The sequence below is a fragment of the Lentzea rhizosphaerae genome, from assembly GCF_042649515.1.
In the GTDB taxonomy this organism is placed as follows: domain Bacteria; phylum Actinomycetota; class Actinomycetes; order Mycobacteriales; family Pseudonocardiaceae; genus Lentzea; species Lentzea aerocolonigenes.
Genome location: NZ_JBHRZI010000035.1, coordinates 24,749 through 46,963 on the forward strand (window position 1 = coordinate 24,749; position 22,215 = coordinate 46,963).

Here is a 22,215-nt window from a genome sequence, read left to right on the forward strand (position 1 = left end):
CTGTGCCGCACGTGGTCGAACTGCCGCTGGACGACGGCGAGGTGGTCCTGGTCGAGGTCGACGACGCCGAGAGCGCGGAGCTGGAGCGGGTCGGCAGAACCTCCACGGCCGTGCACGACGCGACGGAGACGTTGCAGGACGCGTTGCGCCGCACCAAACCGGCGGTGCAGGCGGTGGTGCGGCAGATGCGGGAGCTCGCCCCCGACAAGATCACGCTCAAGTTCGGGGTGAAGCTCACGGCGGCCGCCGGTGTGGTCATCGCCCACGCCGCGAGTGAGGCGAACTTCGAGGTGAGCGTCGAGTGGAACGCCACCCCTCAGAGCTGAGCTTCGAACGGGCCGCGGTCCGGATCCGCGGTCCGCGCGGCACGGTGGGTACCGGGTTCCTGGTCGCCGAGGACCTCGTCTGCACGTGTGCGCACGTGGTCGCGAACGCGCTCGGCTCGGACCCGACGAGCTCCCAGCCTCCCGACGGCCTGGTGACCGTCGACTTTCCCTTGGTGGACGGGGTTTCCACGACCGCGCAGGTGGTCGGGTGGGTGCCGATCGAGGGCGACAACTCGGGCGATGTCGCGCTGCTGAGGCTGACGACCCTGCCCGCGGACGCTGAGCCGGCGCGGCTGGCGCCGGACGGTGGCGGGTGGGACGAGCCCGTGCGGGTGCTGGGGTTCCCGCGTGGTTTCGAGGCGGGTGACTGGCTCGACGGGCGGCTGCGCGGCCGTCAGGCCACCGGCTGGGTGCAGATGGAGATCAGCGGCGTCGAGGCCGGGTTCTCCGGTGGTGCGGTGTGGAGCGCCGAAGCCGGCGGCGTCGTCGGCGTCGTCGTCGCCAAACAAGGCTCCCGGACCTACATGGTGCCGTTGCGCACCGCGTTGCCCGCCGACGTGCTGCGCAGCAGGCCGTGCCCGTACCGCGGGCTGGAACCGTTTCGCGAGCAGGACGCGGAGCTCTTCCACGGCCGGGCGCGGGAAACCGCGCGGCTGCGGGAGTTGATGGCGCACCGGCGGATCGTGGTGGTGACGGGGAGATCGGGCTGCGGCAAGTCGTCACTGGTCCGGGCGGCGCTCTGGCCGAAGCTGCGCGCAGAGGGTCGCACTCTCACCGAACTGCCCCGCGTCGTGCCCGACGACGTCGAGCTGCCCGCGGACGGCGAAGGTGTGCTGTTCGTCGACCAGTTCGAGGAGATCGAGCCCCTGCGTGCGCGGAAGTTGTTCGAGCGCCTCAAGAACTGGGTCGCCGAGGTGCCGGAGGTGCCGGGCCGGCCACCCGCCCGTCAGGTCGTGCTCACGGTGCGCACGTCGGCCGTCGACGAGATCTTCACCGCGCCCGACGCCGAGATGCTCGACTCCGGTGGCGTTCAGGTGCTGCCGATGGGGCCGGACGACCTGCTCGCCACGATCCTCGAGCCGGCCCGGCCGCGCCGGTTCGAGGAAGGTCTCGCCGACCGCATCGTCAGCGACGCGCTCGACGCGCCTGGCCAGCTGCCGTTGCTGCAGTTCGCGCTGACCCGCCTGTGGGACAAGGAGCTCACGTACCGCGACTACGAGGCGATCGGCGGAGTGGCCGGTGCGCTGGCCGAGTACGCGACGAGTGTCTACCAGCACCGCTTGTCCGACCAGGCACTCGCGCGCAGGCTGCTCGTCCGGCTGGTGCGGCCGACCGACTCGTCGTTCACCCTGGCTCCTGCCAGGCTCGCCGACCTCGACCCGGAGCTGCGGGCGATGGCGGCCGAGCTCAGCACCCATCGGCTCGTCGTCATCGACCGCAACGTGGTGTCGCTGGCGCACGAGGCACTGGTGCACGAGTGGCCCGCGCTGAACGAGTGGCTGGTGGCCGATCGCGACTTCCTCGCGTGGCGCGACCGGATGCGCGCGAACCTCGAGGTGTGGCGCGGCAAACCCGAGGATCGGGGGACGCTGCTCAGCGGCGGCCCGCTCGACGACGCGGAAACCCAAGCAGCCCGACGACCAGAGGAACTGTCCACAGAGGAGCACCGCTACATCACGACCAGCCGTGCGGCAGCGGACGGGCGCCGACGCCGGCGCCGGTTCGCCATCGCGTCCATCACCGTGCTCGCCGTGGTCGCGAGCGGGCTGGCCGCGGTGTCCATCCACCGCAGCGACCAGCTCGCGGACAACCTGTACCGCCAGGCGGCACCACTGCTGGCCGCGGAGTCCGCTCAGCGCACGGGTCTCAGCTCCGCGTCAGCCGTGCAGTTCGCCCAGGCGGCGTGGCGGCACGACCCCGGCAACCGCCAGACGTGGGGCACCATGCTCCAGCAGGTCGCGCGGATGGGCCGGCAGGAGTCGATTCGGGTGCTCTGGACCGAAAACCCGGTGAGGAAGGCCAGCAGCAGCGGGGACGGCAACGTCGTCGCCATCGCCGACACCTCGGGTCGCGTCTCGGTCTGGTGGGGACTTCCCCACGACGGACCACCGAAGGACTCGTGGCAGGTCACGACGTCGGAGAAACTGCGCGGCCTGTTCCTCAGCGACGACGGCACCACGCTGGTGGTCGTCGGCGAACGCACGAGTGTCGACGTGTGGCGTGTCGCTGACCGCTCCGGCCCGAAGCGCCTGCGTGAGCCCGAACCGAAGTCGGACGCCACCCCTGCCACCGGACTCTCCGCCAGGTTGTCCCGCGACGGCGGCATGTTCGTCATGGCGACAGATCCCGATCATGAAGGACTCGGCAGCGGCCTGCCGAGTGTCGTCGAGGCCTACGACACGCGTTCGGGCCGTCGGGTGCCGACGGGCATCGCGCCTGCCAGGGAAATCGAGGTCAAACGAGTCGACGACAAGGTTGTGTGGCTCTCCGAACATGACAAGAGCGGAGGTCACCTGAGGGAGCGCGACATCGTCTCCGGAGCTGTCCTGCGGGAGCTGCCCGGCGGAAGCGTCAGCCCGCTCGGCGTTGTCTCGGACTGCAGCACCGAAAAGAAGCTGACCATCACCGACGCCGTGGCCAGTGCGCAACGGTTCTCCGGTGCCTTGCCGGGGTGTGGCAGCCTGGGCGCCAGCTACGACGACACCGGCCGTTTCGTGTTACTGGGCAACGGAAGCGGTGACGATCTCTTCCAGCTGGTCACCGCTGTCGACGTCGCCACCGGTGAGGTTTTTCAACAGCAATACCCGTACACCAACGACGTCGCGTCCGAGCCGGACGGTGCAGCGATCATGACTCGCGCCGGCGACGACGTGTGGCTGACCATCGTGAGCGGCACGATCGTGAGGCGGTCGAAGCCGTTTCAGCGCAAAGATGATGCCACTGCGTTCGCCGAGACGATCACCTCCGGCAACGTGGCGATGACCGACGACGGCCGATTGCTCGCAGCCAGCCGGTTGGAGAGCAAGACCGTCGCACTGTGGGAGTTGCCCTCACAGCGACGCATCGGTCTTCTCGACACTGACCTCAAGAGCCTCGCGTTCACCCCGGACGGACGGCGTCTGCTCGGGGCCGCCGACGGCGAGGTGCTCGTGCTCTCGGTGCCCGGCCTGCAGGTCGAGCGCACCATCACACCGCCTCTCCCGCCCGGCATCGGGCCGCCGAAAGCGGTAGCCGGCTGGAAAACCACTGTGTTGCCGTCGAACGACGAGGTCGTCGTCATGCACGCGGGCGCGTTCACCCGGTGGCGACTCGACACCGGTGAGCGGATCGGCGACGTGATGCCGTTGGCGCGCGACGATCCGACCGGGCTTCGCAAGGCCGGCACCGCCTCGGAGGCCATCCCGAGAAAGGGGCATCCCGGCGAGTTCTTCGTGAGCTTCCAGGAAGGAGTAGGGCTCTTCGACATCCAGCAGGGCCGGATGTCGCGCAGGTTCGAGCGGGCCGGGGTCAAGCTGCGCAGCGCGACGGCGGACAGCCACGGCAACATCGCGGTGCAGCTGAGCTCGAACGAGTTGTGGCTGTGGAACCCCGACGACGGCAGCCTGCAGAGCAGCCCCGAACCGCTGACGGCTGAGATGGACCTCATCGGGTGGACCGACGACGGCCTGATCATCGCGACTCCGACAACGGGGTCGGAGCTGACGTTCTGGGACAGGGCGACCGGTCGCGACGTCCTGCGGGTCGACCCACCTGGCTACACCGCGCAATGGCTGCTGGACGGTTCGGTGCTGCGTGGTGTTTCCAACGACGGCCTGATCGAGGTCGATCTGGCGCGCGACCGCTGGATGAGCACGCTGTGCGCGATCAACGATCGCGACTACACCGCCATCGAACGCAAGGTGCTCGAACGCACCGCCGGCGCCGAGACCGACGGACCGCCCTGCCGTTAGACCGGTAACGGCTGTCGGCACGGTACCGACGTCTGCCGACTGACCATTTCGCGCTCCTACCTTCTGCACATCGCACAACCACCGCAGGAGGAGCACTCGATGATCACCAAGCTCACCGTCGCCACCAGGACGCTGGCGCCCGGCCAGCAGTGGTGCGTCAGGGCCTCGTGCGCTACTGGTCCGCCGAGCTGCGGACGTCCAACGGCACGTTCCCGGGTCCGGGCTACTACAACGCGTGCGCCACGAACAACGGCACGGCGAACACCACCGTCACGCTGCAGATTCGCACCGACAGCGAGTCCTTCTGACGTCCCGCGTCACTCCTCGATTTCGGGCTGGTACTGCTCCACGCTGCCGTCCTGGCGGATGAAGTAGGCGTCGATGTTCGTCGCCCGCAACGTCACCTCGGACCCGGCCACCAGGTCCCGGTAGCGCAGCAGGTCCGGCAGTCCGATCGCGACGACGTCGAACGGGTGCTTCTGGCGCAGCATCAACGACCGGCGCAGGGCCTCGCTGAACGCCCGGCGCGGCGAGTCGTCGTCGTCGGGAACCTCCACCAGCGCGCCTTCGAGCTGACGTTCGAGAGCGGCCCGCACCTGGTCTGCGGTGCACCAGGCCGCGATCTCCGTGAGAGTCATGTGTCCCGTATCGGCGAAAATCGCGGGATCATTAGCAGTCCGGATGTTTCGATCAGGTCATGGTGGTGCGCCCCGCGATCCTCGTCGACGTCGACGGCCCGCTGAACCCGTACCTGCGCCGCTCGCCACGTCCCTTCGACCAGGCTCTCGAGCGGCGCGAGGCCCAGGCCGAGATCGCTGGTCCTCTTCCCCGCCGCGTGAATGATCTCGACGATCCGCATCGTGACCGCGGCGATGCGGGACGTGGCCGCGGTGCCGCCAGCTTGTCCAGCGCGTTCACGCCGAAGTCCGTCATTCGAATCTCCGGGCCGGTCAGACCTGCCGGATCGGCACGACCTCCACGAGCCGTTGGACGTCCTTGAAGTCCTTGACGTTCATCGTCAGCACCGGCAGGCCCGCGACCGCCGCCGTGGCCGCGATCTGCAGGTCCATGCGCCGCGGCCGTGGCGACCGGCCCGCCCGGCGCACCAGCGAGGCCATCTGCCCGTAGACCTTGGCCTCCTCCACGCCGAACGGCAGCACCTCGAACGTCTGCAGCGCCGCGTAGTACCGCTCCGTGCGGGCGAAGCGTTCGACCGGGTCCTCCGTGTCGAGCCCGAACGCGAGCTCGGCGATCGTGACCGCGCTGAGGAACGGCTGGGCGTTCAGGTACTCGCCCAGGTCAGCCCGCTCGAGCCTGATCACCACACAGGTGTCGAGCAGGCAGCGGTTCACTCCTGCCACGGGTCTTCCAGCGGGTCGTCCGCACCGAAGACCTCGTCGGCCGCCTTCCGGTCCGCCTCCCAGCGGTCGGCGTCGACGGGCGGCAGCGTGCCGAACAGCACCTGGATGTCACCGAGCGGCGGACGGGACACGGGGTCCTCCCGATATGGCGAGAGCTGGGCGACCGGCTTGTTGTTGCGGGTGACCACGAAGCTCTCACCCGCCTCGACACGCCGCATGATCTCCGCGTTGTCGTTGCGGAGCTCACGCTGCCCGATGGCTTTGAGCTGCTGCATGACACCACTGTAGCTCATCCCCCCGATAGGTGCTACAGAGTAGCTACGGGCGCATGTGGCTACCCCAGACGACATGATCAGGATCGGCACGTCGGGCTGGCGCTACCCCGAGTGGCGCGACGGCTTCTACCGCGGCGTCCCCCAGCGGCTCTGGCTCAGCCACCTCGCGGCGCACGTCGCGACGATCGAGATCAACGGCTCGTTCTACCGGCTCCAGCCGCCGTCGAACTACCAGAAGTGGGCCGCTCAGACACCCGACGACTTCCTCTTCGCCGTCAAGGGTTCACGGCTGATCACGCACCACAAGCGCCTGCGGCACGTCGAGGACGCGCTGAAGACCTTCACGTCCTCGCTCGCGCTCGGCACCAAGCAGGGCCCGATCCTCTGGCAGCTGCCGTCCACCCTGCGCTTCGACGAGGCGGTCCTGCGGGATTTCCTCGCGATGCTTCCACCGGGCAGGCACGCTCTCGAACCCCGCCACGAGTCGTTCCGCACCGACGCCTACTTCGACGTGCTGCGCGCGCACAACGTCGCTCACGTCGTGTCGGACGCACCGACGTTTCCGTGCATCGAGGCAGTCACCGCCGACTTCGCCTATGTCCGCCTGCACGGCCACGACGAGTTGTACATCAGCTCCTACGACGACGAGCAGCTCGACGAGTGGGCGCGGAAGATCCGCGACTGGGACCGCGACACCTACGTCTACTTCGACAACACCATGGAAGGCGCCGCGCCTCGCAACGCCGAAGCTCTGGCGCAATGTCTAGACCAACCGCTAGCTTCACGTACGTGAATATCACTCGCGTCTCGGCCACCCTGCTCCTGGCCGCGAGTCTCGTAGCTCCCGCGCAGGCGGAACCGGCGTCCTGGACCGGTCCGCTGAGCACGCGCGGACGGTGGATCGTCGACGCCCACGGCGACCGCTTCAAGCTGAAGTCCGGCAACTGGCACGGTGCGAGCGGCACCTGGAACGGTTCCGGCGACATCAACGACCCCGCCAACCACCACGCCGGCGAGAAGGCCGACCAGGTCCCACTGGGTCTCGACCGCGCGTCGATGCAGCAGATCATCAGCGGCTTCAAGGAGATCGGCGTCAACAGCGTCAGGCTGCCGTTCTCCAACCAGATGATCAAGGACACCAATCCCGTCCACGGCCTGAAGGACGCGCAGCTCAACGGCAAGCGGCCGCTCGAGATCTACGACGCGGTCGTCGCGGAACTGACGCGCAACGACCTCGCCGTCATCCTCAACAACCACACCACCACCTCCCGCTGGTGCTGCGGCGTGGACGGCAACGAGCGGTGGAACACCAGCCAGAGCACCGACCAGTGGATCAACGACTGGGCGTTCATGGCGAACCGCTACAAGGACGACAAACGCGTCGTCGGCGCCGACCTCTACAACGAGGTGCGCCGCAACGTCTGGGACGACCCGAACTGGGGCTGGGGCAACGACCACGACTGGCACAAGGCGTCCCAGCAGGCTGCAGACCGCATCCAGCAGACAGCACCGGACCTGCTGGTCATCGTCGAGGGCATCAACTGGACGGGCATCCCGGTCGACGGCTTCGCGCACGGACGCCCGACGCTGGAACCGGTGCGGTTCCTCAGCCACACGCTCGCGAACCCCGGCAAGCTCGTGTACTCGGCCCACTTCTACGGCTACACCGGACCGAACCACAGCGGCGCGACGGGGATCGGCGAGACGACCGACCCGCGCTACCAGGACCTGTCACCCCAGGAGCTGACGGACGTCCTGCAGCGCCAGGCGTTCTACATCACCGAGGCGCAGAAGCACTTCACCGCGCCGTTGTGGATCAGCGAGTTCGGCGTCGGCGGCATCGACGAGTCGAACCAGAAGGCACGTGACTGGTTCGAACGCTTCGTCGACCAGCTGATCGCCAAGGACACCGACTTCGCGTACTGGCCGCTGGTCGGCTTCCACACCAACAGGACCGGCAACAGCTGGGCCCTGCTGCGCTGGGACGCGAACGGCAACCGCATCAGCGTCCACGACGGCGACGACTGGCGCGCACCGGCGTGGAACCGGCTGATCAGCGCACCGGGCCGCACCGGGCAGATCCCGCGCGAGACCCGGTGGAACATGTTGCTCAAGGAATCGTGCCCGCAGAACGAGAAGCTCGTCGGGATCAGCCACACGGGCAACCGCGGCGTGTGCGTCAGCGGTCCACAGTGGAGCAACACCACCAGGGTCACCAACGAGCAGCACGTCACCACCGACTGGGCCGTCGGCTACACGAAACTCCAGTGCCCGCAAGGCAACGCGGCCGTCGGCTACGCGAACTTCACGCTGGTCTGCGCGCCGGTCGCCACCGGGACGACCACGCGTGTCCTGTGGTTCGACCGCGGCGACAACCGGCCGGACCAGGGCGGTGACTGGGCGAACGGGCACTACAAGGGCCAGTGCGCACAGGACGAGCACATCGCCGGTGTCGCCTACAACTGGCGCAGGACGCCGGACGCGTTGCTCTGCCGGAAGTGAAGCCCGAAGTGCTCCAGGAAGGCGGCCGCGGGATCCTCGACTGGAGTCGAGGTCTTGTGGCCGTCCTTCGTGATCACGACCTTCTCGTCCGTCACGGTGATCCGCCCGTCGAGCCTGGCCAGTGACGCCCGCGGCGCCTTGCGGAAACCCGACTCCGGCGCGGTCTGCTGCCACCAGCAGGCCGGCACGAACTCGGCGAGCTCACGCGGCCGCCGCTCCAGCCGGTACGCGGGCGCGCCGTCCATCAGCACGTCGACGTCGTCGCCGTGGTCGACCAGCCGGAAAACTCCGAACGGGTCCTTCTGGTCCTCCCGCGACGACCACGCCAACGGGTGCAGCGAGAACGCTCCGAACCCGACGTCGACCAGCCAAGAACCGTCCACCAGCAACACCATGTGATCGAACGGCGGCCCGAACCGCTCCCCGTTGTGCACCCGCGCGGCCAGCAGCTCGACGGAGTGACCCAAGTCCCGCAACAGCTCCGCGAACAACCCGTTGAGCTCGTAGCAGAACCCGCCACGGCGCTGCACCACGATCTTGTCGTACAGCCACGGGACCTCCAGCACGATCCGGATGTCCATGTGGGTGTAGAGGTTCTCGAACGGGACGCTCAACAGGTGCCGTTCGTGCAGCTCCGCCAACGACGACGAGCGAGAGGCGCCGATGCGCTGTAGGTATGCGTCCACCGTGCCACGATAACCACATGGGCGAGGTCAGGATCGGCACTTCGGGATGGGTCTACCCGCCCTGGCGCGGCAAGTTCTACCCCAAGGGCGTCACGCAGAAGCGCGAGCTGGCCTACCTGAGCGAGCAGCTCGGCTCGGTCGAGATCAACGGCTCCTTCTACTCGCTGCAACGCCCGTCGAGCTACCAGAAGTGGGCCGCCGAGACGCCGGACGACTTCGTGTTCTCCGTCAAGGGAAGTCGTTTCATCACACACATGAAGCGCCTCAAGGACGGCCACGAGCTCCTCGCGAACTACCTCGCGTCCGGAGTGCTCGCCCTCGGCCCGAAGCTCGGCCCGATCCTCTGGCAGCTCCCGCCCACGCTCCAGTTCGACGCGGACCTGCTCACCCGCTTCTTCGAAAGCCTCCCCCGCACCACCACCGAGGCCGCGAAGGTCGCCGAACGCCACGACCACCGCGTGGATCCGGCCCACACCACCACGGACGCCGAACGGCCGATGCGCTACGCCCTGGAAGTCCGCCACGACAGCTACAGGACGCCGGAGTTCGTCGACCTGCTGACACGGCACGACATCGCGCTCGTGGTCGCGGACGCCGCAGGCAAGTACCCGTTGATCGAGGAGGTCACCAGCGACTTCGTCTACGTCCGGCTGCACGGCCACGACGAGCTCTACGTCAGCGGCTACACCGACGAGGGTCTCGACACGTGGGCGGAGAAGGTGCGCGGCTGGGCGAAGCAGGGTGACGTGTACGTGTACTTCGACAACGACGCGAAGGCGTACGCGCCACGTGACGCCATGGCGCTCCAAGATCGTCTCGCCGATTGATCCAAACGGACGCACACTCGTTCTCTGACGGAGGTGCGCCCATGTCGACGAAGAGCCTCATCGCCGCGTTGGTGATCACTGCGGGAGCGGTTGCCTCCAGTGGGATCGCCGTAGCCCAAAAGTCAACTCTGGGTGACAAGACCTGCGACAAGGGCGAGTTCTGCGTGTGGGCCGGGCCGGACTACACGGGGGCCGTGCAGCGGCTCGACCTGGAGTCCGCGAACCCCGCCGAGTGCATCACGCTCACCCTCGTCGGGAGGTCGTTCGTCAACCGCCTGAGCAGGGACGCGAGTGTCTACCAACGCGAGAACTGCTCGACGGAGGCCGAGTTCACCACCTACCCCAGACACGGCACGTACGTACCCGACGCGTACTTCGTCATCAGGGCGCTGGAAGTGTGGGGGCCATAACGAGGGTGGACTACTTTAGTCACCCTATGTAACACCACCCGATCGTGTGAGTACTCACCAGTAGGTCTCATTTGGTGCCTAGGTTGCCGCCCTATCGAGTGGTGGCAGCTGGAGGAAATGTGACCGTGGCGGGTGAAGCCGGGTTACTCGAACTTATGGCCGGGCGATTGGCCAAAGACGATCTCACCCCACGTGCGGCGGAGCTGGTGCTGGCGGCGTGCCGAGGCGAAGCGGCGCTGGAGCGCGCGCTCGCCGGCGTGCCCGCCCAGGACACCGCCGTGCCGCGAGAGCGGACGGACGGCCCTGGCCAGGGCATCTTCGTGTCGGAGATCCGCGTGCGCGGCTTCCGGGGCATCGGTCCCCAGGCGCGCCTGCCGCTGGCGCCGGGTCCTGGCCTGACCGTCGTCACCGGGCGCAACGGTTCGGGCAAGTCGAGCTTCGCCGAGGCCGCCGAACTGGCGCTGACCGGTTACAACGCCCGCTGGACCCGCGCACGGCACGACGTGTGGCGGCAGGGGTGGCGCAACCTGCACCAGAGCGACACCGCCGTCGAGCTGGAGCTCGTCCAGGCTGCGCTGCCGGACCGCACGACGATCCGAAGACGCTGGACGCCCGACGAGGACCTGGCGCAGGGCGAGTGGACGCAGGACGGCGAGCCGTTCGACGACCGCAGGTGGCACGACGCGTTGGAGACCTACCGGCCGTTTCTGCCCTACAGCGAACTGGGGACCGTCCTCGACGCGCAGCCTGAGGACCTCTACGAAGCGCTACACCGTTTGCTGGGGTTAGAGGCTATAACGGAAGCTCAACAGTCTCTCGCCGAACACCGCAAGCGCCTCGCGGAGATCGTTGCCCGTCCCTACGACCGACGTGAACGCGTGCGCGCGGAGCTGGCGGCGTCGCAGGACGAACGCGCCCGCCGCGCCGCGGAGCTGCTCGGCAGCGACTCCCCCGACCTCGACGCGATCGCGGACCTCGCACTCGGCGCGGACGTCGGCAGCGGAACGAACCTGCTGCACCAGATCGTGGACCTGGCGCTGCCACCGGACGACGAGATCGACCGGTGCCGCGAGACCCTCGATCTGGCGTTAGGGGCTGTAACTGTCGTTGCAACGGACAACGCGCAGGACTCGCTCAGGTGCAGCGAGATCCTGAGGCTCGCGATCCAGCTGCAGGAGTCCGGCGGCAACCAGTCGTGCCCGGTGTGCGACCTCGGCCGGCTCGACGGGCTGTGGCTGCACAAGGCCAAGGAGCGCGCCGAGCACCTCGCGAAGGCCGCCGCGGAGCTGCACGAGGCCGCGGACCGGCTGGACGTGGCCGTGGCGGCCGCGCGGGCGTTGTGCCAGCCGGCGCCGGACGTGCTGCTGGAGGCGCAGAACATGCTCGACACGACGACCGCGCTGCAGGCGTGGCAGGCGTGGGAGGACTGCGTCGCGCTCGACGACCCCGTGCGGCTGCGGCGTGAGCTCTTCGACCGCTATGCCGAACTGGTAGCGGTCATCGAACAGCTGAAGTCCGTGGCGCGCGAGCAGATCGACCGGCGCGACCTGGTGTGGCGGCCGATGGCGATCGCGTTGTTCGAGTGGCATTCCCAGGCGCAGCAAGCGCTTGCGGACGCCGAGGTGCTCGCCGACGTGACCGAGGCGGAGAACTGGATCCGCAAGACCGCGGCCACGCTGCGGTCCGAGCGCATCGCGCCGTTCGCCAAGGAGTCGCAGCGGATCTGGCAGCGGTTGCGGCAGCAGAGCAACGTCGACCTGGGCGCGGTGCGGCTCGGCGGCACCCGCAACGTCGAGCTGGACGTGTCGGTCGACGGCGTCTCGAACTCGGCGCTCGCGGTGATGAGCCAGGGCGAGCTGCACTCGCTGGGGCTCGCGTTGTTCCTGCCGCGAGCCATGGTGGACGAGAGCCCGTTCCGGTTCGTCGTGATCGACGACCCGGTCCAGGCGATGGATCCGTCCAAAGTGGATGGACTCGCGCAGGTGCTCGCCGACGTCGGGCTCACCCGCCAGGTCGTGGTCTTCACGCACGACGAACGGCTGGTGGAGGCGCTGCGGCGGTTGCGGCTCGCGGCGACGGTGTGGGAGGTCTGCCGCGGCGAGGAGTCCGTCGTGCAGGTGCGGATGTCCGACGACCCGGTCGGCCGCTGCCTGAACGACGCTCGCGCGATGCGGGTCGACGAGGACCTGCCGGACGCCTTGCGGGCCGAGCTGGTGGCGTCGTGCTGCCGGGCGGCCCTGGAAGCGGCGTCGCACGCCCGGTTCCGCCGTGAACGGCTCGGCCGCGGGATGCCACACGCCGAGGTGGAGCGGGTGCTGGAGTGCGCGTTGACGACCAGGCAGAAGATCGCGCTGGCCGTGCTCGACGACCTCGCGGAGCCCGCGAAGCTGTTGCCGCACCTGGAGGACGTCGTCGGTTCGTGGGCGGTCGACCTGCTGCAGGCGTGCCGGGTCGGTGGTGACAGCGGAGATCTCGACGTGCTGATCCGCGACACCGAGTTGCTGGCGGGGTGGTTGCAGCGATGAACGTTCCCTCTGACGTGCAGGACCGGCTGACCTGCGTCGCGAACCTGCTGGCGCGCCCGGACCAGCTCGACGGCGTCCGGATCCGGTGCTGTGCCGAGCTGTTGCGCACGGCCGTGGAGCGCTCGGTGGCCCGCGCTTGTGGCGCCGAGAACACGGACCAGCCCGTACACGCACTGCTGATCAACCTCGCGTCTCATGTGGACGCCGACGTGGCGCACGACGCGTCCCAGCTGTGGCACGCGCTGAGCCGCGCGATCCGGCACCACGGTTACGAGCTGACCCCGACCGTCGCGGAGCTGAGCGGCTGGCACTCCGACACGGCAGCGGTCGTCGCGGCTCTCCAACCGACCCTGACCCTGTCCGGCACCATCGAGATCACCTGAAGGCACTGGTGAAACTGCTGCTGTTCGCGGACCTGCACCTGGACACGCGCTTTCCCAATGAGGGTCCCCTGCGGCGCCAAGCGTTGCGCGACACGCTGGGCCGCATCGTGGACCTCGCGGAGGAATCCCAGGCCGACGCGGTGCTCTGCGCCGGCGACCTGTACGAGCACGAGCGCTGCTCCCCTCACACCGCCTCGTTCCTGCAGTCGTCGTTCGACTGCTCGGTGCCGGTGTTCCTGGCGCCCGGCAACGACGACTGGTACGGACCGCAGTCGGTCTACCAGCAGGTGGACTGGTCACCGAACGTGCACGTGTTCTCCTCGGAGTCGTTGACGCCCGTGGAGCTCGCCGACGGCATCACGCTGTGGGGAGCCGCGCACGTCGGCCCCGGCCCTGCGCGTGACTTCCTGGACGGCTTCGCGGTGAACCGCGGCGGGGTGAACCTGGCCCTGGGCCACGGTTGCGCGCCGGAGGACGTCGAGATCACCGGGCTGGACCACGCGTTCCTGGGCCACGTGCACACGCCGGAACACGCCGTCCGCTACACGTTCCCCGGCAACCCGGACCCGCTGACGCCGGGCGAGACCGGGGAACGCGGGGCGGTGCTGTGCACGGTGCACGACGACGGCACGGTGTCGCGCGAGGTGTTCGACGTGTCGGCGTCGCGGTCGCTGGGGCTGCTGGCCGAGCGAGCCGAAGCGTTCCCGTCGCTGGACTTCGACTCCGTCGCCGCGGAACGGACCGTGCGCGGCCAGTTCGTGCGCGACGTGCTCGCGGACCCGTCCCTGGACACGGCGTTGCGCGGCCGCGTGCTCGCAACCGGCCTGCGCGCGCTGGAGGAACGATGAAGATCGAGTCGGTGACCGCGCACGCGTTCGGTCCGCTGCACGACCGGACGTTGCCGCTGGCGCCCGGTCTGACCGTGGTGTCGGGCGTGAACGAGTCCGCGAAGTCGTCCTGGCACGCCGCCATCCGGGCCGCGCTGTGCGGCGAACCGTCGGCGCGGCACCGTCCGTGGCAGGGCGAGTCGTGGCGCGTGACGGCGATGGTGTCGCTGGCGTCCGGCGAAGTCGTTGCGGTGGACCGGGATCTGAACGACGACTCGGCGCCGGACGTCGCGCGCAGGGTGGGCCTCGACCGCACGTCGTTCGCCGCCACCGCCTGCGTGGACCAGGCGCAGCTGCTCACGGTGCTCGACGCCGCGGACGGTCTGCAGGAACACCTGCGCCGTGCCGCCGCCACGGCGGGTACGGACGGCACGGTGGAGCAGGCGTTGAAACGGTTGAACGCTCCCGTGGACGCGTTGCGGGAGGCGCGGAACCGCTTGCGCGAGGCGGAAACGGACCTGGGCGTGGCTCGGCGCGAGCACGTCCGGTACCTGGAGCTGAGCGCGCGGGCGAGGCTCGCCGCCGCAGCGCGCGCCCGCCTGGCCGTCCAGGAGCACGCCGCGTCGATGGAAGCGTTGTCCGCACGCGTCGCCCGGCTGACCGAGTTGCAGAAGCGTTTCGGCGACTCACCACCCTCCGGTCTCGCCGCGCAGGAGGAGCTCACGCACGTGGTGAACCGCGCGCTGGCCGCGTGGCGTGCCGCCCCGACCCCGCGCGTGCTGACCGGTCCGTCGGCGGCGACCCTCGAAGGCGAGCTCGAAGCCCTGCCGGAGTTCCCCGTCGGTGAGACCGCGGTGGACGACGAACTCCGAGTCGTGGCAACGGCTTACGAAACCGCAGCCGCCGTCGCGGCGGCCCACAACGAGCGCAGGCCCTCACCCCCGACCACCGCCGAACCGTCGGTGCTGCGCGGCCTGGCCACGCGCCTCGACCCGGCCGCCGGTGGCCGGCTGACCACCGCGTCGATCGAGGTGGACACCGCCCGTCAGATCCAGGACGAGGCCGCCGCGCACGCAGCGCGGTCCCAGGTCGAGGCCGACGTGGCGGCGGCGCGCGTGCACGAGATCGCCGTGCCGAACCCGTTCCTGCGCAACGCTTTGCTGGCACTGAGCTGCCTGACCAGCGTCGTGGGACTGCTGCTGTTCGTGGTGGGCCAGCAACTTCCCGCCGTCGGCGTGCTGGTGGCCGCTCTCGTGGCCGGTGTCGGCGGAGTTCTGTCCCGAGGCAACGCGGCTCAGCGCAACGCCGCGGTCGCCTTCGCCGCCGAGCGTGCCGCAGCCGCCACCGACGCACGAGCCGTGCTGTTCGCCGCGGACCGGGCACTCGCCGAAGCGGAAGGCCAGCGCGCGGTGGCGTCGGAAGCCGTGCGCGTGCACGACGAAGCCGCCGCCCAGTGCGCCGCCCTGGGCATCCCCGCCGACCGCGAGACGTTGTGGCGCCTCGCGAACCGCGCCGCCTGGGAGGCGGAGCACGCCGACCTGGTGTCCGAAGTGGCACGCACCGAGAAGGCCGTCCGCGTGGAACTGGCCGCCCGCGGCAAGGTCGAGGCAGGCATGTCCGTGCCGGACCTGCTGGTGGACTACGAGACCGACTGCAAGGTCCGCGCCCGCCAGGCGTTGATGGCGGCCCAGCGCCCCCTTCTCGCCCAGGCACTCGAAGACCGTCGCCTGGCGGAGTCCACCGTCGCCGAGGCCACGGTCGCCCACACCAGGGCCCTGGCCCTGCTGCGCCACGCCGTGACGGCCATCGGCGGCACCGGCGAGCGCCCGGAGGACCTGCTCCGCGCGATCGCCGAGTGGCAACGAGGCTGGGACCGGATGCTCCGCGAGGCGGAAGAGGAGCGCAACGCGTGGGCCGAGCTCCAGAACCTGTTGGCAGAGGGCACTGTGAACGACCTGGAGACAACCCTCTCCGCCGCCCAGACCGAGCACGCCGCGCTGATCGAAACCGCCGCCCGCTACGCCGCCTGCGACCCGGTGGACCCGACCCTGGCCCCAGCAGCCGACGCCCTGGCCGCCACAGTCGCAGAACTGGCCCGCAAACTCCCCAGCGTCCCGGACGCGGAGGAGGCCGTGCAGGCAGCCGCCGCCGTCCTGACCGAGGTGACGGCGGAGGTGGAAGCCATCGACCTGGCCTCCCGCTACCTGACGGCCGCCCGCGAGAAGGTGCACAGCACCATCGCCCCGGCCCTGGAAACCACCCTCCGCACATGGCTCCCGTTGGTGACCGACGGCCGTTACGTGGACGCCGCCGTAGACCCGCAGTCCCTGACCGTGCGGGTGTGCTCCTCCTCCGAGACGTGGCACCAGGCTTCACGTCTGTCTCTGGGCACCGCCGAACAGATCTACCTGCTGCTACGCGTGGCCCTCGCCCAACACCTCGCCACCGAGCCGTGCCCGCTGCTGCTCGACGACGTCACGGTGCAGGCCGACGACGCCCGCACCCGAGCGGTGCTGGACCTGCTGCTGAGGTTGTCGGAGGACCGGCAGATCGTGCTGTTCGCGCAGGAGACCGCGGTGCTGGAGTGGGCGCGGGAGCGGCTGGGTGAGCGGGACGTGCTGCACCAGCTCACGCCGGTGGCGGCCTGACCGGTCTTCGAGAGGTCACCAGCGCGGCGACCCGGACGGCGACTTCGTCCGGGTCGTCGTGCTCCCACACACGCACGACGAGCCATCCGGCGGCCGTGAGCTGCGCGTCCGTGTCGTGGTCGCGGACGACCACGCCGTGCAGCTTCACCCGCCACCACTCGCGGTTCGCCTTCGGCAGCTGACCGTGCTCGGGGCACGAGTGCCAGAAGCAGCCGTCGACGAACAGCGCGATGCGCGGACCGCGGAACACGACGTCGGCTCGCCTGCGCCGGTTGGTGCCGGGCGGTGCGACGTTCACGAGGTAGCGCAGCCCCCTGCGGTGCAGCGCCCGGCGAACCGCCAGCTCCGGCGCGGTGCCGACCTGGCGGGTCCTGCGCATCACCCCCGAGGTCGCCGCGGAGCTGGCACCGGGTGCGGGCCCCGGGTCGACGTAGCGGTACACGACCTGCAGCATCCCGGAATTGTCAGACCCCGTCGCTACCGTCGCCCCATGACCAACGCCGCCTTCCGCAAGCGCACCCCCACCACCGACGAGAAGCTCGCCGACCTGGGCCTGCGCCTCGCGGTCCTGGACCGGGCGATCGCCGCCGGCATCGACGCGCGCGCCGCCTCGCCGCCGTTCGGGCCCACCAACGCGCCCGGCCTGCTCGACTGGATCCACCGGGTGGGCACCCTCCGCGAGCTCCTCGCGAGCGAAGGCTGGCAGCGCCTGGACCACTGGAACGCGAGCCTGATCCGGCACCCGTCCCGCCCGATCCTGCTGGGCACCCTGCAGGGCAACCGCGGCACGGGCTCGCCGGACGCGCCGTTGCGCAGCGACTACGCGAAGGGGCCCGCCATCGCGGCGATGATGCGAGACAACGACCACGACCAGTTCGCGCTGTTCGAGAACGCGCGCAGCGAAGGACTGAAGTTGTGGTTCCTGGTGACGTACCCGTTGCAACTGGAGGACAGGCTCGTGGTGCTGCGGGAGGTGTCGCAGCCGGAGCCCACGCCCCAGAACCAGGTCATCGAGCGGTGGGCGCACCGGATTCCGTTGCCGCCGATGGAGTTCCCGGTGCTCAAGGCGCCCAATGTGGACGGTCCGGAGGAGGTGGACTTCCCGATCGCGCTACGTCGTTGAGGCGACGCCGAACGCGACCTCCGCCTACGCCAGCCCGAGCAGCCACGCGCCCACGTACGCGCTGCGCAGAGTCGGGTCGTGGCTCGGCGTCACCGGCTCGGCGCTACGCGGGCAGGCCGCAACGCGCTGAGCAAGCAACCACGCCCGCGTTCCGCGACGCCGGACCGCCCGACGGCACCGGCCCGGAGCTTCGTCGGGTGGCGGCGCCGCACCGCCCAGCCCAGCAACCACGCTCGCGGCCCAATGCCGAGTCGCTTCAACGCCACCGGCTCGAGCCCACACCGAACAGACGCACGCGCTGAACAACACCACGCAACCACTACCGCGCCGCCCACAGCCCGCCCGCTCAAACACCACCGGCCGAGCCCAAACCGGACAGTCGCGGCGCGCTGAGCAGCTGCCGTCCTGCCTACCGGGACCCGCGTGGCAGCTCGCCGCGCCACCGGTGACAATGACCGGATCATGCTCACGCCCTCGCGACTCACGCTCGCCCGCACCCGGCGCGGACTCACCGCGGCCGAGCTCGCGCGCAAGGCCGGCGTGCAGGCGCGGGCCATCGGTGAGTACGAGCGCGGCGTGCGCAGGCCCAAGGCTGCCACCGTCGAGTCGCTGGCCGGGGCGCTCGGGTTTCCAGCCGCGTTCCTGAGTGCGCCGGAGCCGCCGCGGCCGCAGAACGCGCCGGTCGACGCCCAGGCCACGGCGGCGGCGCAGTTGGCGATCGAGTTCAACGGGTGGCTGGAGCGGCTGTTCGTGTTGCCGCAGCCGGATCTGCCGCCGCCCAGGACGTCGCCGGGGCGCACTCGCGATGCGTGGCGGCTTGCTGCCGGGCCGGCGCCGAACATGGTGCAGTTGCTCGAGTCGCACGGCGTTCGGGTGTTCTCGTTGCCGGTCGACTGCGCTGGGCAGGAGGCGTTCTCCTGCTGGCACTTCGGGACGCCGTACGTGTTTCTCGACCCGACGGTCACGCCGGAGCAGGCCAGGTTCGACGCGGCGGTGCAGCTGGCGGTCCTTCTCGGGCACGACGAAGCCGCCGAGTTCGCCGCCGAGTTCCTGATGCCCCAGCGGCTTCTGGCCGGTACGGACCACCGGCACTGGCACGTGACCAGGGAGCGGTTCAGCACGCGGGCGAACGTGCACAGCCTGGCGCAGGGTGGCATGGCGCGGCGGGAGACGTCGAAGCTCCTCACCAAGGTGTTCAAGGTTCTTCGCGAGAACGGCACGACGCCGCTGCACGTCGCCAAGGAGCTCAACCTCGGACTGGAAGAGCTCAACGGTCTGGTGTTCGGATTGGTGCTGACCGCGCTGCCCGGCGGCGGAGAACGCGGGCCCCGAGGGCGTGCGCGCCTCACTCTCGTTCACTGACCGGTCACAGGCTGCAATTTTCGAGCCGTTGTATTAGGCCAAACGAGCGATTTGTGAAACGCATCGCTCGGCATCCCCGACACTGAGAGTGACGGGAAGCCGAGTCGTGAGGACGCGCCCATGACGATGCAGCAACGCACAGAGCCATCGCCCGCCGCAGTTCTGATCTCCGTTGCCGTGCTCGCGCTGGTTCTGACCGTTGCTTTCGGCCCGCTGGGCTTCGTCATCGGGCTCGCGTTGTTCGCGTTGATGTTCATCGGCAGCAAGAAGAAACCGGCCGAACAGTCCCTGCCGTCGCGTACGCGCTCCCGGATCCGGCGCCTGTCCACGGCGGGCCGCGTCGCGATCGTCGGCGAGTCGTACTACCAGGACGCCATCGCCGAGGTGGCGAAGCACGCGACGGCGCACTCGTCGGACGAGCCCATCCCCGCGACCGCCGTGCTGGTGCCGGAACCTTCCGACGGGCACGACCGCCAGGCGGTGCGGGTCGATCTGCTGCGCGGCGACGGTTGCGCGGTCACGGCCGGGTACCTGCGCACCGATCAGGCGGCCGACTACCAGCCGCTTCTGCTCGAACTGGCCGAACGCGGCGAGGTCGGCTCGTGCCCCGCCCGCATCATGGGCGGGGGTCAGCGTCACTACGGCGTGCACCTGCAGCTCGGTGCCCCGCGGCTGTTGCTGCTCGACCACGAGGCCCTCGGCACGGCACCGACCATGCCCGCCGAACACCAGGTCACCGTCACGGGCGAGGAAGCGCATCAGCACGTGCTGCACCGCGTGGTCAACGGGCACACGCCGGTGCACGTTATCGCCGAGCTCCGCGACTGCCGCATCGCCAAGGGCTCGCACACGGGCGAACACACACTTGAGGTGCTGCTCGAAGGCGAATGCATCGGCCAGCTCTCCTACGCGATGGGTCTGCGCTACTGCGACGTGGCGCAGGAGTGGCGCGCCCGCACGGGGCGCGCGCTCTGCGAAGCGGTCATCGTCAACGAGGGCACGCGCGGCCTTCACGCGAAGCTGCTGCTGCCCAGGTAGTCCGCAAACGTTCGCGGCTCACGGCCGAGGGCCCGTTGCACGCCATCGGACAGGTGTGCCTCGGCTCCCCTCCGGATGCGCACCAGCAGCATCGTGACCAGCTCGGCGATCTCGTCCGGGTATCCGAGCGCGCGCAGCGTGGCTGCGAAGTCGTCAGGGGCGACGTCCGTGTAGAGGACGGGGCTGCCGGTCACCGCCACGATCCGCGCCAGCATCTCGGCGAACGACAACGACTCGGGCCCGCTCAGGTCGTAGGTCTCTCCCGCGTGACCGGGCTGCGTGAGCGCCGCAACGGCGACCTCGGCGATGTCGCGGACGTCGATGAACGGGTGGACGCCCTGCCCCGCGGGCACAGCGAGCTCGCCGTGCCGCACGGGCTCGGCGAACATGTCCTCGTCGAAGTTCTGCATGAACCAGGTGGGACGCAGAATCGTCCACTCGGCACCGGAGTTCTTGATGGCCGCCTCGAACGGGTCGTCCTCCGGCGCACCCCGCATGGACAGCAGGACGAACCGGGTGACGCCGGCCTTCACGGCCACCGGCACGAAGTCGGCAAGCGCTGCAGGATTCTCCGGCGGCACGACGTAGGCAGCGGTGGTGCCGGCAACGGCGGGTTCCCAGGTGCCTGGGAGAGACCAGTCGAACTTCGTGGCCGACGACCTCGACGCCGGGCGGGCGGCAGGACCGAGGAGTTCGGTGACGCGACGACCGGTCTTGCCGGTGGCGCCGAGCACGAGGACGGTGGACGACTTGATTGCGCTCAATGTTGACATGACCAGAGCCAATCAACATTGACGCGGACGATCCATGCTTGATCGGCCGTCATCCTTGCTCGTTCGTCCACGTGGTACTTAGTGGAGCATGAGTCAGCGTGATCTCGTGGACCTGAGGGACGCCTTGCGGGCGTTCGCCGCTGCCCGCGACTGGGACAGCTACCACACGCCCAAGAACCTGGTGATGGCGTTGTCCGCGGAGGTCGGCGAGCTCACCGACCTCTTCCAGTGGCTGACGCCCGAGGAGGCGGCGAACGCGATGCAGGACCCCGATCTCGCCTGGAACGTGCGGGACGAGCTCGCCGACGTGATGCACTACCTCACCCGGCTGGCGGACAAGCTCGGTGTCGACCTCGTCGAGGCCGCGTTCGCGAAGATCGAACGCAATGAGCGGCGGTTCCCCACCGGAAGCCTGACACCGGTCCCGGTCGAGAAGCGCGAGCTGTAGCGGACCCGATCGTCGGTGAAGCGCCGTTCCCCAGGCACGTCACTGCGACTTCGCCGGCGGAGAACGGCGCTTCCGTGTTCAGCGTCGACAGGATGACCTGGATTCGCGACCACCACCTGGGTCCCGGTCCAGGGTCCTGGCGCCGACCGCCGGCCCGTGATCGGCCGAGCCGTCGCGCTCGACGCGCTGCGGTCCCGCTAGAGGTACGTGAGCAGGAGAAGGATCAGGCACACCAGCAGCACGACGCCGAGCACCGCGGGCAGGAGCGACTGCGAGGACGGCGCGGGCTCGCGGGCGTGCCTGCCCCGCCTCCTGCGCGCTCGCCACCGCAAAGGTGCCTCCCCTGCCCACTGCTCGTTCATGACGATCACGGTAGGGAGGAACAACCTGCGCTTGACCTGCATCACCCGCTCGCCTGCGCCTCATCACCCGGTCGGCGGCTCAAGCGGACACGGCCCCTCGCGTGGACGGGCCAGAACACAAAAAAGCCCTGCGGGGAGCGCTTGTGGCGCTCGACCCGCAGGGCAAATTAAGTTCGGCGGCGACCTACTCTCCCACACCGTAACCAGTGCAGTACCATCGGCGCAGAAGGGCTTAACTACCGGGTTCGGAATGGGACCGGGTGTTTCCCCAACGCTATAACCACCGAAACACTATGAAATTACAACCAGCAACCCCGCGGGGCCGCGATCGGTTCTGGTTGTTCTTCCAGAACCGCACAGTGGATGCGTAGCGTCTTTGTAACAAGTCC

Annotated in this window: 23 protein-coding genes and 1 rRNA gene; 15 read left to right on the plus strand and 9 right to left on the minus strand. The window is 69.4% G+C overall.

Annotated elements, in window-relative coordinates; genetic code table 11:
* Positions 1-2: 2 nt before the first annotated feature.
* The 3 genes from ACFOWZ_RS37510 to ACFOWZ_RS37520 all read left to right on the plus strand — a co-directional run bounded on the left by ACFOWZ_RS37510 (position 3) and on the right by ACFOWZ_RS37520 (position 4,584).
* Entirely contained in the window at positions 3-326 is a 324-nt protein-coding gene (locus ACFOWZ_RS37510; protein ID WP_382378701.1) for a CU044_2847 family protein, read from the plus strand.
* On the plus strand, positions 302-4,276 hold the full coding sequence (locus ACFOWZ_RS37515; RefSeq protein WP_382378702.1) for an nSTAND1 domain-containing NTPase: 3,975 nt from the start codon (positions 302-304) through the stop codon (positions 4,274-4,276). Before ACFOWZ_RS37510 ends, ACFOWZ_RS37515 begins: the two co-directional genes overlap by 25 nt.
* A gap of 152 nt (positions 4,277-4,428) precedes the next feature.
* On the plus strand, positions 4,429-4,584 hold the full coding sequence (locus tag ACFOWZ_RS37520; RefSeq protein WP_382378703.1) for a hypothetical protein: 156 nt from the start codon (positions 4,429-4,431) through the stop codon (positions 4,582-4,584).
* A 9-nt stretch (positions 4,585-4,593) separates the two neighbouring features.
* Here ACFOWZ_RS37520 and ACFOWZ_RS37525 read toward each other — a convergent pair whose 3' ends face one another.
* The 4 genes from ACFOWZ_RS37525 to ACFOWZ_RS37540 form a co-directional block, all read right to left on the minus strand.
* A complete protein-coding gene (locus ACFOWZ_RS37525; protein ID WP_382378704.1) occupies positions 4,594-4,914 on the minus strand; it encodes a hypothetical protein in 321 nt (106 codons plus the stop codon).
* Positions 4,911-5,135, minus strand: a complete 225-nt coding sequence (locus tag ACFOWZ_RS37530) for a hypothetical protein (RefSeq protein WP_382378705.1) — start codon at positions 5,133-5,135, stop codon at positions 4,911-4,913. The genes ACFOWZ_RS37525 and ACFOWZ_RS37530 overlap by 4 nt, the downstream gene beginning before the upstream one ends.
* A 91-nt stretch (positions 5,136-5,226) precedes the next feature.
* Complete coding sequence (locus ACFOWZ_RS37535) at positions 5,227-5,637, minus strand: type II toxin-antitoxin system VapC family toxin (protein WP_030471870.1); 411 nt, start codon at positions 5,635-5,637, stop codon at positions 5,227-5,229.
* Positions 5,625-5,912 (minus strand): type II toxin-antitoxin system Phd/YefM family antitoxin, encoded by a 288-nt coding sequence (locus ACFOWZ_RS37540; protein ID WP_382378706.1) that lies wholly within the window; start codon positions 5,910-5,912, stop codon positions 5,625-5,627. The genes ACFOWZ_RS37535 and ACFOWZ_RS37540 overlap by 13 nt, the downstream gene beginning before the upstream one ends.
* 73 nt (positions 5,913-5,985) lie before the next feature.
* Between ACFOWZ_RS37540 and ACFOWZ_RS37545 the strand changes: the two genes are divergently transcribed.
* Complete coding sequence (locus tag ACFOWZ_RS37545; RefSeq protein WP_382378707.1) at positions 5,986-6,705, plus strand: DUF72 domain-containing protein; 720 nt, start codon at positions 5,986-5,988, stop codon at positions 6,703-6,705.
* Positions 6,702-8,414 carry a glycoside hydrolase family 5 protein gene (locus ACFOWZ_RS37550; RefSeq protein ID WP_382378708.1) on the plus strand — a complete coding sequence of 571 codons (1,713 nt, stop codon included), beginning with the start codon at positions 6,702-6,704 and terminating at the stop codon, positions 8,412-8,414. The genes ACFOWZ_RS37545 and ACFOWZ_RS37550 overlap by 4 nt, the downstream gene beginning before the upstream one ends.
* Here ACFOWZ_RS37550 and ACFOWZ_RS37555 read toward each other — a convergent pair.
* A complete protein-coding gene (locus ACFOWZ_RS37555) occupies positions 8,369-9,100 on the minus strand; it encodes an arylamine N-acetyltransferase family protein (RefSeq protein ID WP_382378710.1) in 732 nt (243 codons plus the stop codon). The two genes, ACFOWZ_RS37550 and ACFOWZ_RS37555, sit on opposite strands and share 46 nt — an antisense overlap.
* A 17-nt stretch (positions 9,101-9,117) precedes the next feature.
* Between ACFOWZ_RS37555 and ACFOWZ_RS37560 the strand changes: the two genes are divergently transcribed.
* The 6 genes from ACFOWZ_RS37560 (at position 9,118) to ACFOWZ_RS37585 (ending at position 16,720) form a co-directional block, all read left to right on the plus strand.
* Complete coding sequence (locus tag ACFOWZ_RS37560) at positions 9,118-9,927, plus strand: DUF72 domain-containing protein (protein WP_382378711.1); 810 nt, start codon at positions 9,118-9,120, stop codon at positions 9,925-9,927.
* A 41-nt stretch (positions 9,928-9,968) separates the two neighbouring features.
* Positions 9,969-10,337, plus strand: a complete 369-nt coding sequence (locus ACFOWZ_RS37565) for a peptidase inhibitor family I36 protein (protein WP_382378712.1) — start codon at positions 9,969-9,971, stop codon at positions 10,335-10,337.
* Positions 10,338-10,504: 167 nt separating this feature from the next.
* Positions 10,505-12,862, plus strand: coding sequence for an AAA family ATPase (locus ACFOWZ_RS37570; RefSeq protein ID WP_382378713.1), 2,358 nt, complete (start codon positions 10,505-10,507; stop codon positions 12,860-12,862).
* Positions 12,859-13,245, plus strand: coding sequence for a hypothetical protein (locus ACFOWZ_RS37575; protein ID WP_382378714.1), 387 nt, complete (start codon positions 12,859-12,861; stop codon positions 13,243-13,245). Before ACFOWZ_RS37570 ends, ACFOWZ_RS37575 begins: the two co-directional genes overlap by 4 nt.
* A gap of 8 nt (positions 13,246-13,253) precedes the next feature.
* On the plus strand, positions 13,254-14,093 hold the full coding sequence (locus tag ACFOWZ_RS37580; protein ID WP_382378715.1) for a metallophosphoesterase family protein: 840 nt from the start codon (positions 13,254-13,256) through the stop codon (positions 14,091-14,093).
* Complete coding sequence (locus ACFOWZ_RS37585) at positions 14,090-16,720, plus strand: ATP-binding protein (RefSeq protein ID WP_382378716.1); 2,631 nt, start codon at positions 14,090-14,092, stop codon at positions 16,718-16,720. Before ACFOWZ_RS37580 ends, ACFOWZ_RS37585 begins: the two co-directional genes overlap by 4 nt.
* On the opposite strand, the gene ACFOWZ_RS37590 is transcribed toward ACFOWZ_RS37585, so the two are convergent.
* On the minus strand, positions 16,701-17,174 hold the full coding sequence (locus ACFOWZ_RS37590; protein ID WP_382378718.1) for a very short patch repair endonuclease: 474 nt from the start codon (positions 17,172-17,174) through the stop codon (positions 16,701-16,703). The genes ACFOWZ_RS37585 and ACFOWZ_RS37590 overlap by 20 nt on opposite strands.
* A 36-nt stretch (positions 17,175-17,210) precedes the next feature.
* Between ACFOWZ_RS37590 and ACFOWZ_RS37595 the strand changes: the two genes are divergently transcribed.
* The 3 genes from ACFOWZ_RS37595 (at position 17,211) to ACFOWZ_RS37605 (ending at position 20,243) form a co-directional block, all read left to right on the plus strand.
* The gene (locus tag ACFOWZ_RS37595; protein WP_382378719.1) at positions 17,211-17,843 is read left to right on the plus strand and encodes a hypothetical protein; all 633 of its coding nucleotides are present in this window, start codon (positions 17,211-17,213) and stop codon (positions 17,841-17,843) included.
* Positions 17,844-18,266: 423 nt separating this feature from the next.
* Positions 18,267-19,205 carry a helix-turn-helix domain-containing protein gene (locus tag ACFOWZ_RS37600; RefSeq protein ID WP_382378720.1) on the plus strand — a complete coding sequence of 313 codons (939 nt, stop codon included), beginning with the start codon at positions 18,267-18,269 and terminating at the stop codon, positions 19,203-19,205.
* A 120-nt stretch (positions 19,206-19,325) separates the two neighbouring features.
* Entirely contained in the window at positions 19,326-20,243 is a 918-nt protein-coding gene (locus tag ACFOWZ_RS37605) for a hypothetical protein (protein WP_382378721.1), read from the plus strand.
* On the opposite strand, the gene ACFOWZ_RS37610 is transcribed toward ACFOWZ_RS37605, so the two are convergent.
* The gene (locus ACFOWZ_RS37610) at positions 20,216-21,016 is read right to left on the minus strand and encodes an SDR family NAD(P)-dependent oxidoreductase (protein WP_382378722.1); all 801 of its coding nucleotides are present in this window, start codon (positions 21,014-21,016) and stop codon (positions 20,216-20,218) included. The genes ACFOWZ_RS37605 and ACFOWZ_RS37610 overlap by 28 nt on opposite strands.
* A gap of 88 nt (positions 21,017-21,104) precedes the next feature.
* Between ACFOWZ_RS37610 and ACFOWZ_RS37615 the strand changes: the two genes are divergently transcribed.
* Positions 21,105-21,464 carry a nucleotide pyrophosphohydrolase gene (locus tag ACFOWZ_RS37615; protein ID WP_382378723.1) on the plus strand — a complete coding sequence of 120 codons (360 nt, stop codon included), beginning with the start codon at positions 21,105-21,107 and terminating at the stop codon, positions 21,462-21,464.
* Between the two features lie 197 nt (positions 21,465-21,661).
* On the opposite strand, the gene ACFOWZ_RS37620 is transcribed toward ACFOWZ_RS37615, so the two are convergent.
* Together ACFOWZ_RS37620 and rrf are read right to left on the minus strand one after the other, a co-directional pair.
* Positions 21,662-21,826, minus strand: coding sequence for a hypothetical protein (locus tag ACFOWZ_RS37620; protein ID WP_156094242.1), 165 nt, complete (start codon positions 21,824-21,826; stop codon positions 21,662-21,664).
* Positions 21,827-21,997: 171 nt separating this feature from the next.
* Positions 21,998-22,114: ribosomal RNA gene (gene rrf, locus ACFOWZ_RS37625) — 5S ribosomal RNA — on the minus strand.
* Positions 22,115-22,215: the final 101 nt, after the last annotated feature.

Coding starts and splice junctions, on each gene's coding strand:
- ACFOWZ_RS37525 (WP_382378704.1), bottom strand. CDS start 4,914: ATGACTCTCACGGAGATCGCGGCCTGGTGCACCGCAGACCAGGTGCGG.
- ACFOWZ_RS37530 (WP_382378705.1), bottom strand. CDS start 5,135: ATGCGGATCGTCGAGATCATTCACGCGGCGGGGAAGAGGACCAGCGAT.
- ACFOWZ_RS37540 (WP_382378706.1), bottom strand. CDS start 5,912: ATGCAGCAGCTCAAAGCCATCGGGCAGCGTGAGCTCCGCAACGACAAC.
- ACFOWZ_RS37545 (WP_382378707.1), top strand. CDS start 5,986: ATGATCAGGATCGGCACGTCGGGCTGGCGCTACCCCGAGTGGCGCGAC.
- ACFOWZ_RS37560 (WP_382378711.1), top strand. CDS start 9,118: ATGGGCGAGGTCAGGATCGGCACTTCGGGATGGGTCTACCCGCCCTGG.
- ACFOWZ_RS37565 (WP_382378712.1), top strand. CDS start 9,969: ATGTCGACGAAGAGCCTCATCGCCGCGTTGGTGATCACTGCGGGAGCG.
- ACFOWZ_RS37575 (WP_382378714.1), top strand. CDS start 12,859: ATGAACGTTCCCTCTGACGTGCAGGACCGGCTGACCTGCGTCGCGAAC.
- ACFOWZ_RS37585 (WP_382378716.1), top strand. CDS start 14,090: ATGAAGATCGAGTCGGTGACCGCGCACGCGTTCGGTCCGCTGCACGAC.
- ACFOWZ_RS37590 (WP_382378718.1), bottom strand. CDS start 17,174: ATGCTGCAGGTCGTGTACCGCTACGTCGACCCGGGGCCCGCACCCGGT.
- ACFOWZ_RS37595 (WP_382378719.1), top strand. CDS start 17,211: ATGACCAACGCCGCCTTCCGCAAGCGCACCCCCACCACCGACGAGAAG.
- ACFOWZ_RS37605 (WP_382378721.1), top strand. CDS start 19,326: ATGACGATGCAGCAACGCACAGAGCCATCGCCCGCCGCAGTTCTGATC.
- ACFOWZ_RS37610 (WP_382378722.1), bottom strand. CDS start 21,016: ATGTCAACATTGAGCGCAATCAAGTCGTCCACCGTCCTCGTGCTCGGC.
- ACFOWZ_RS37615 (WP_382378723.1), top strand. CDS start 21,105: ATGAGTCAGCGTGATCTCGTGGACCTGAGGGACGCCTTGCGGGCGTTC.
- ACFOWZ_RS37620 (WP_156094242.1), bottom strand. CDS start 21,826: ATGAACGAGCAGTGGGCAGGGGAGGCACCTTTGCGGTGGCGAGCGCGC.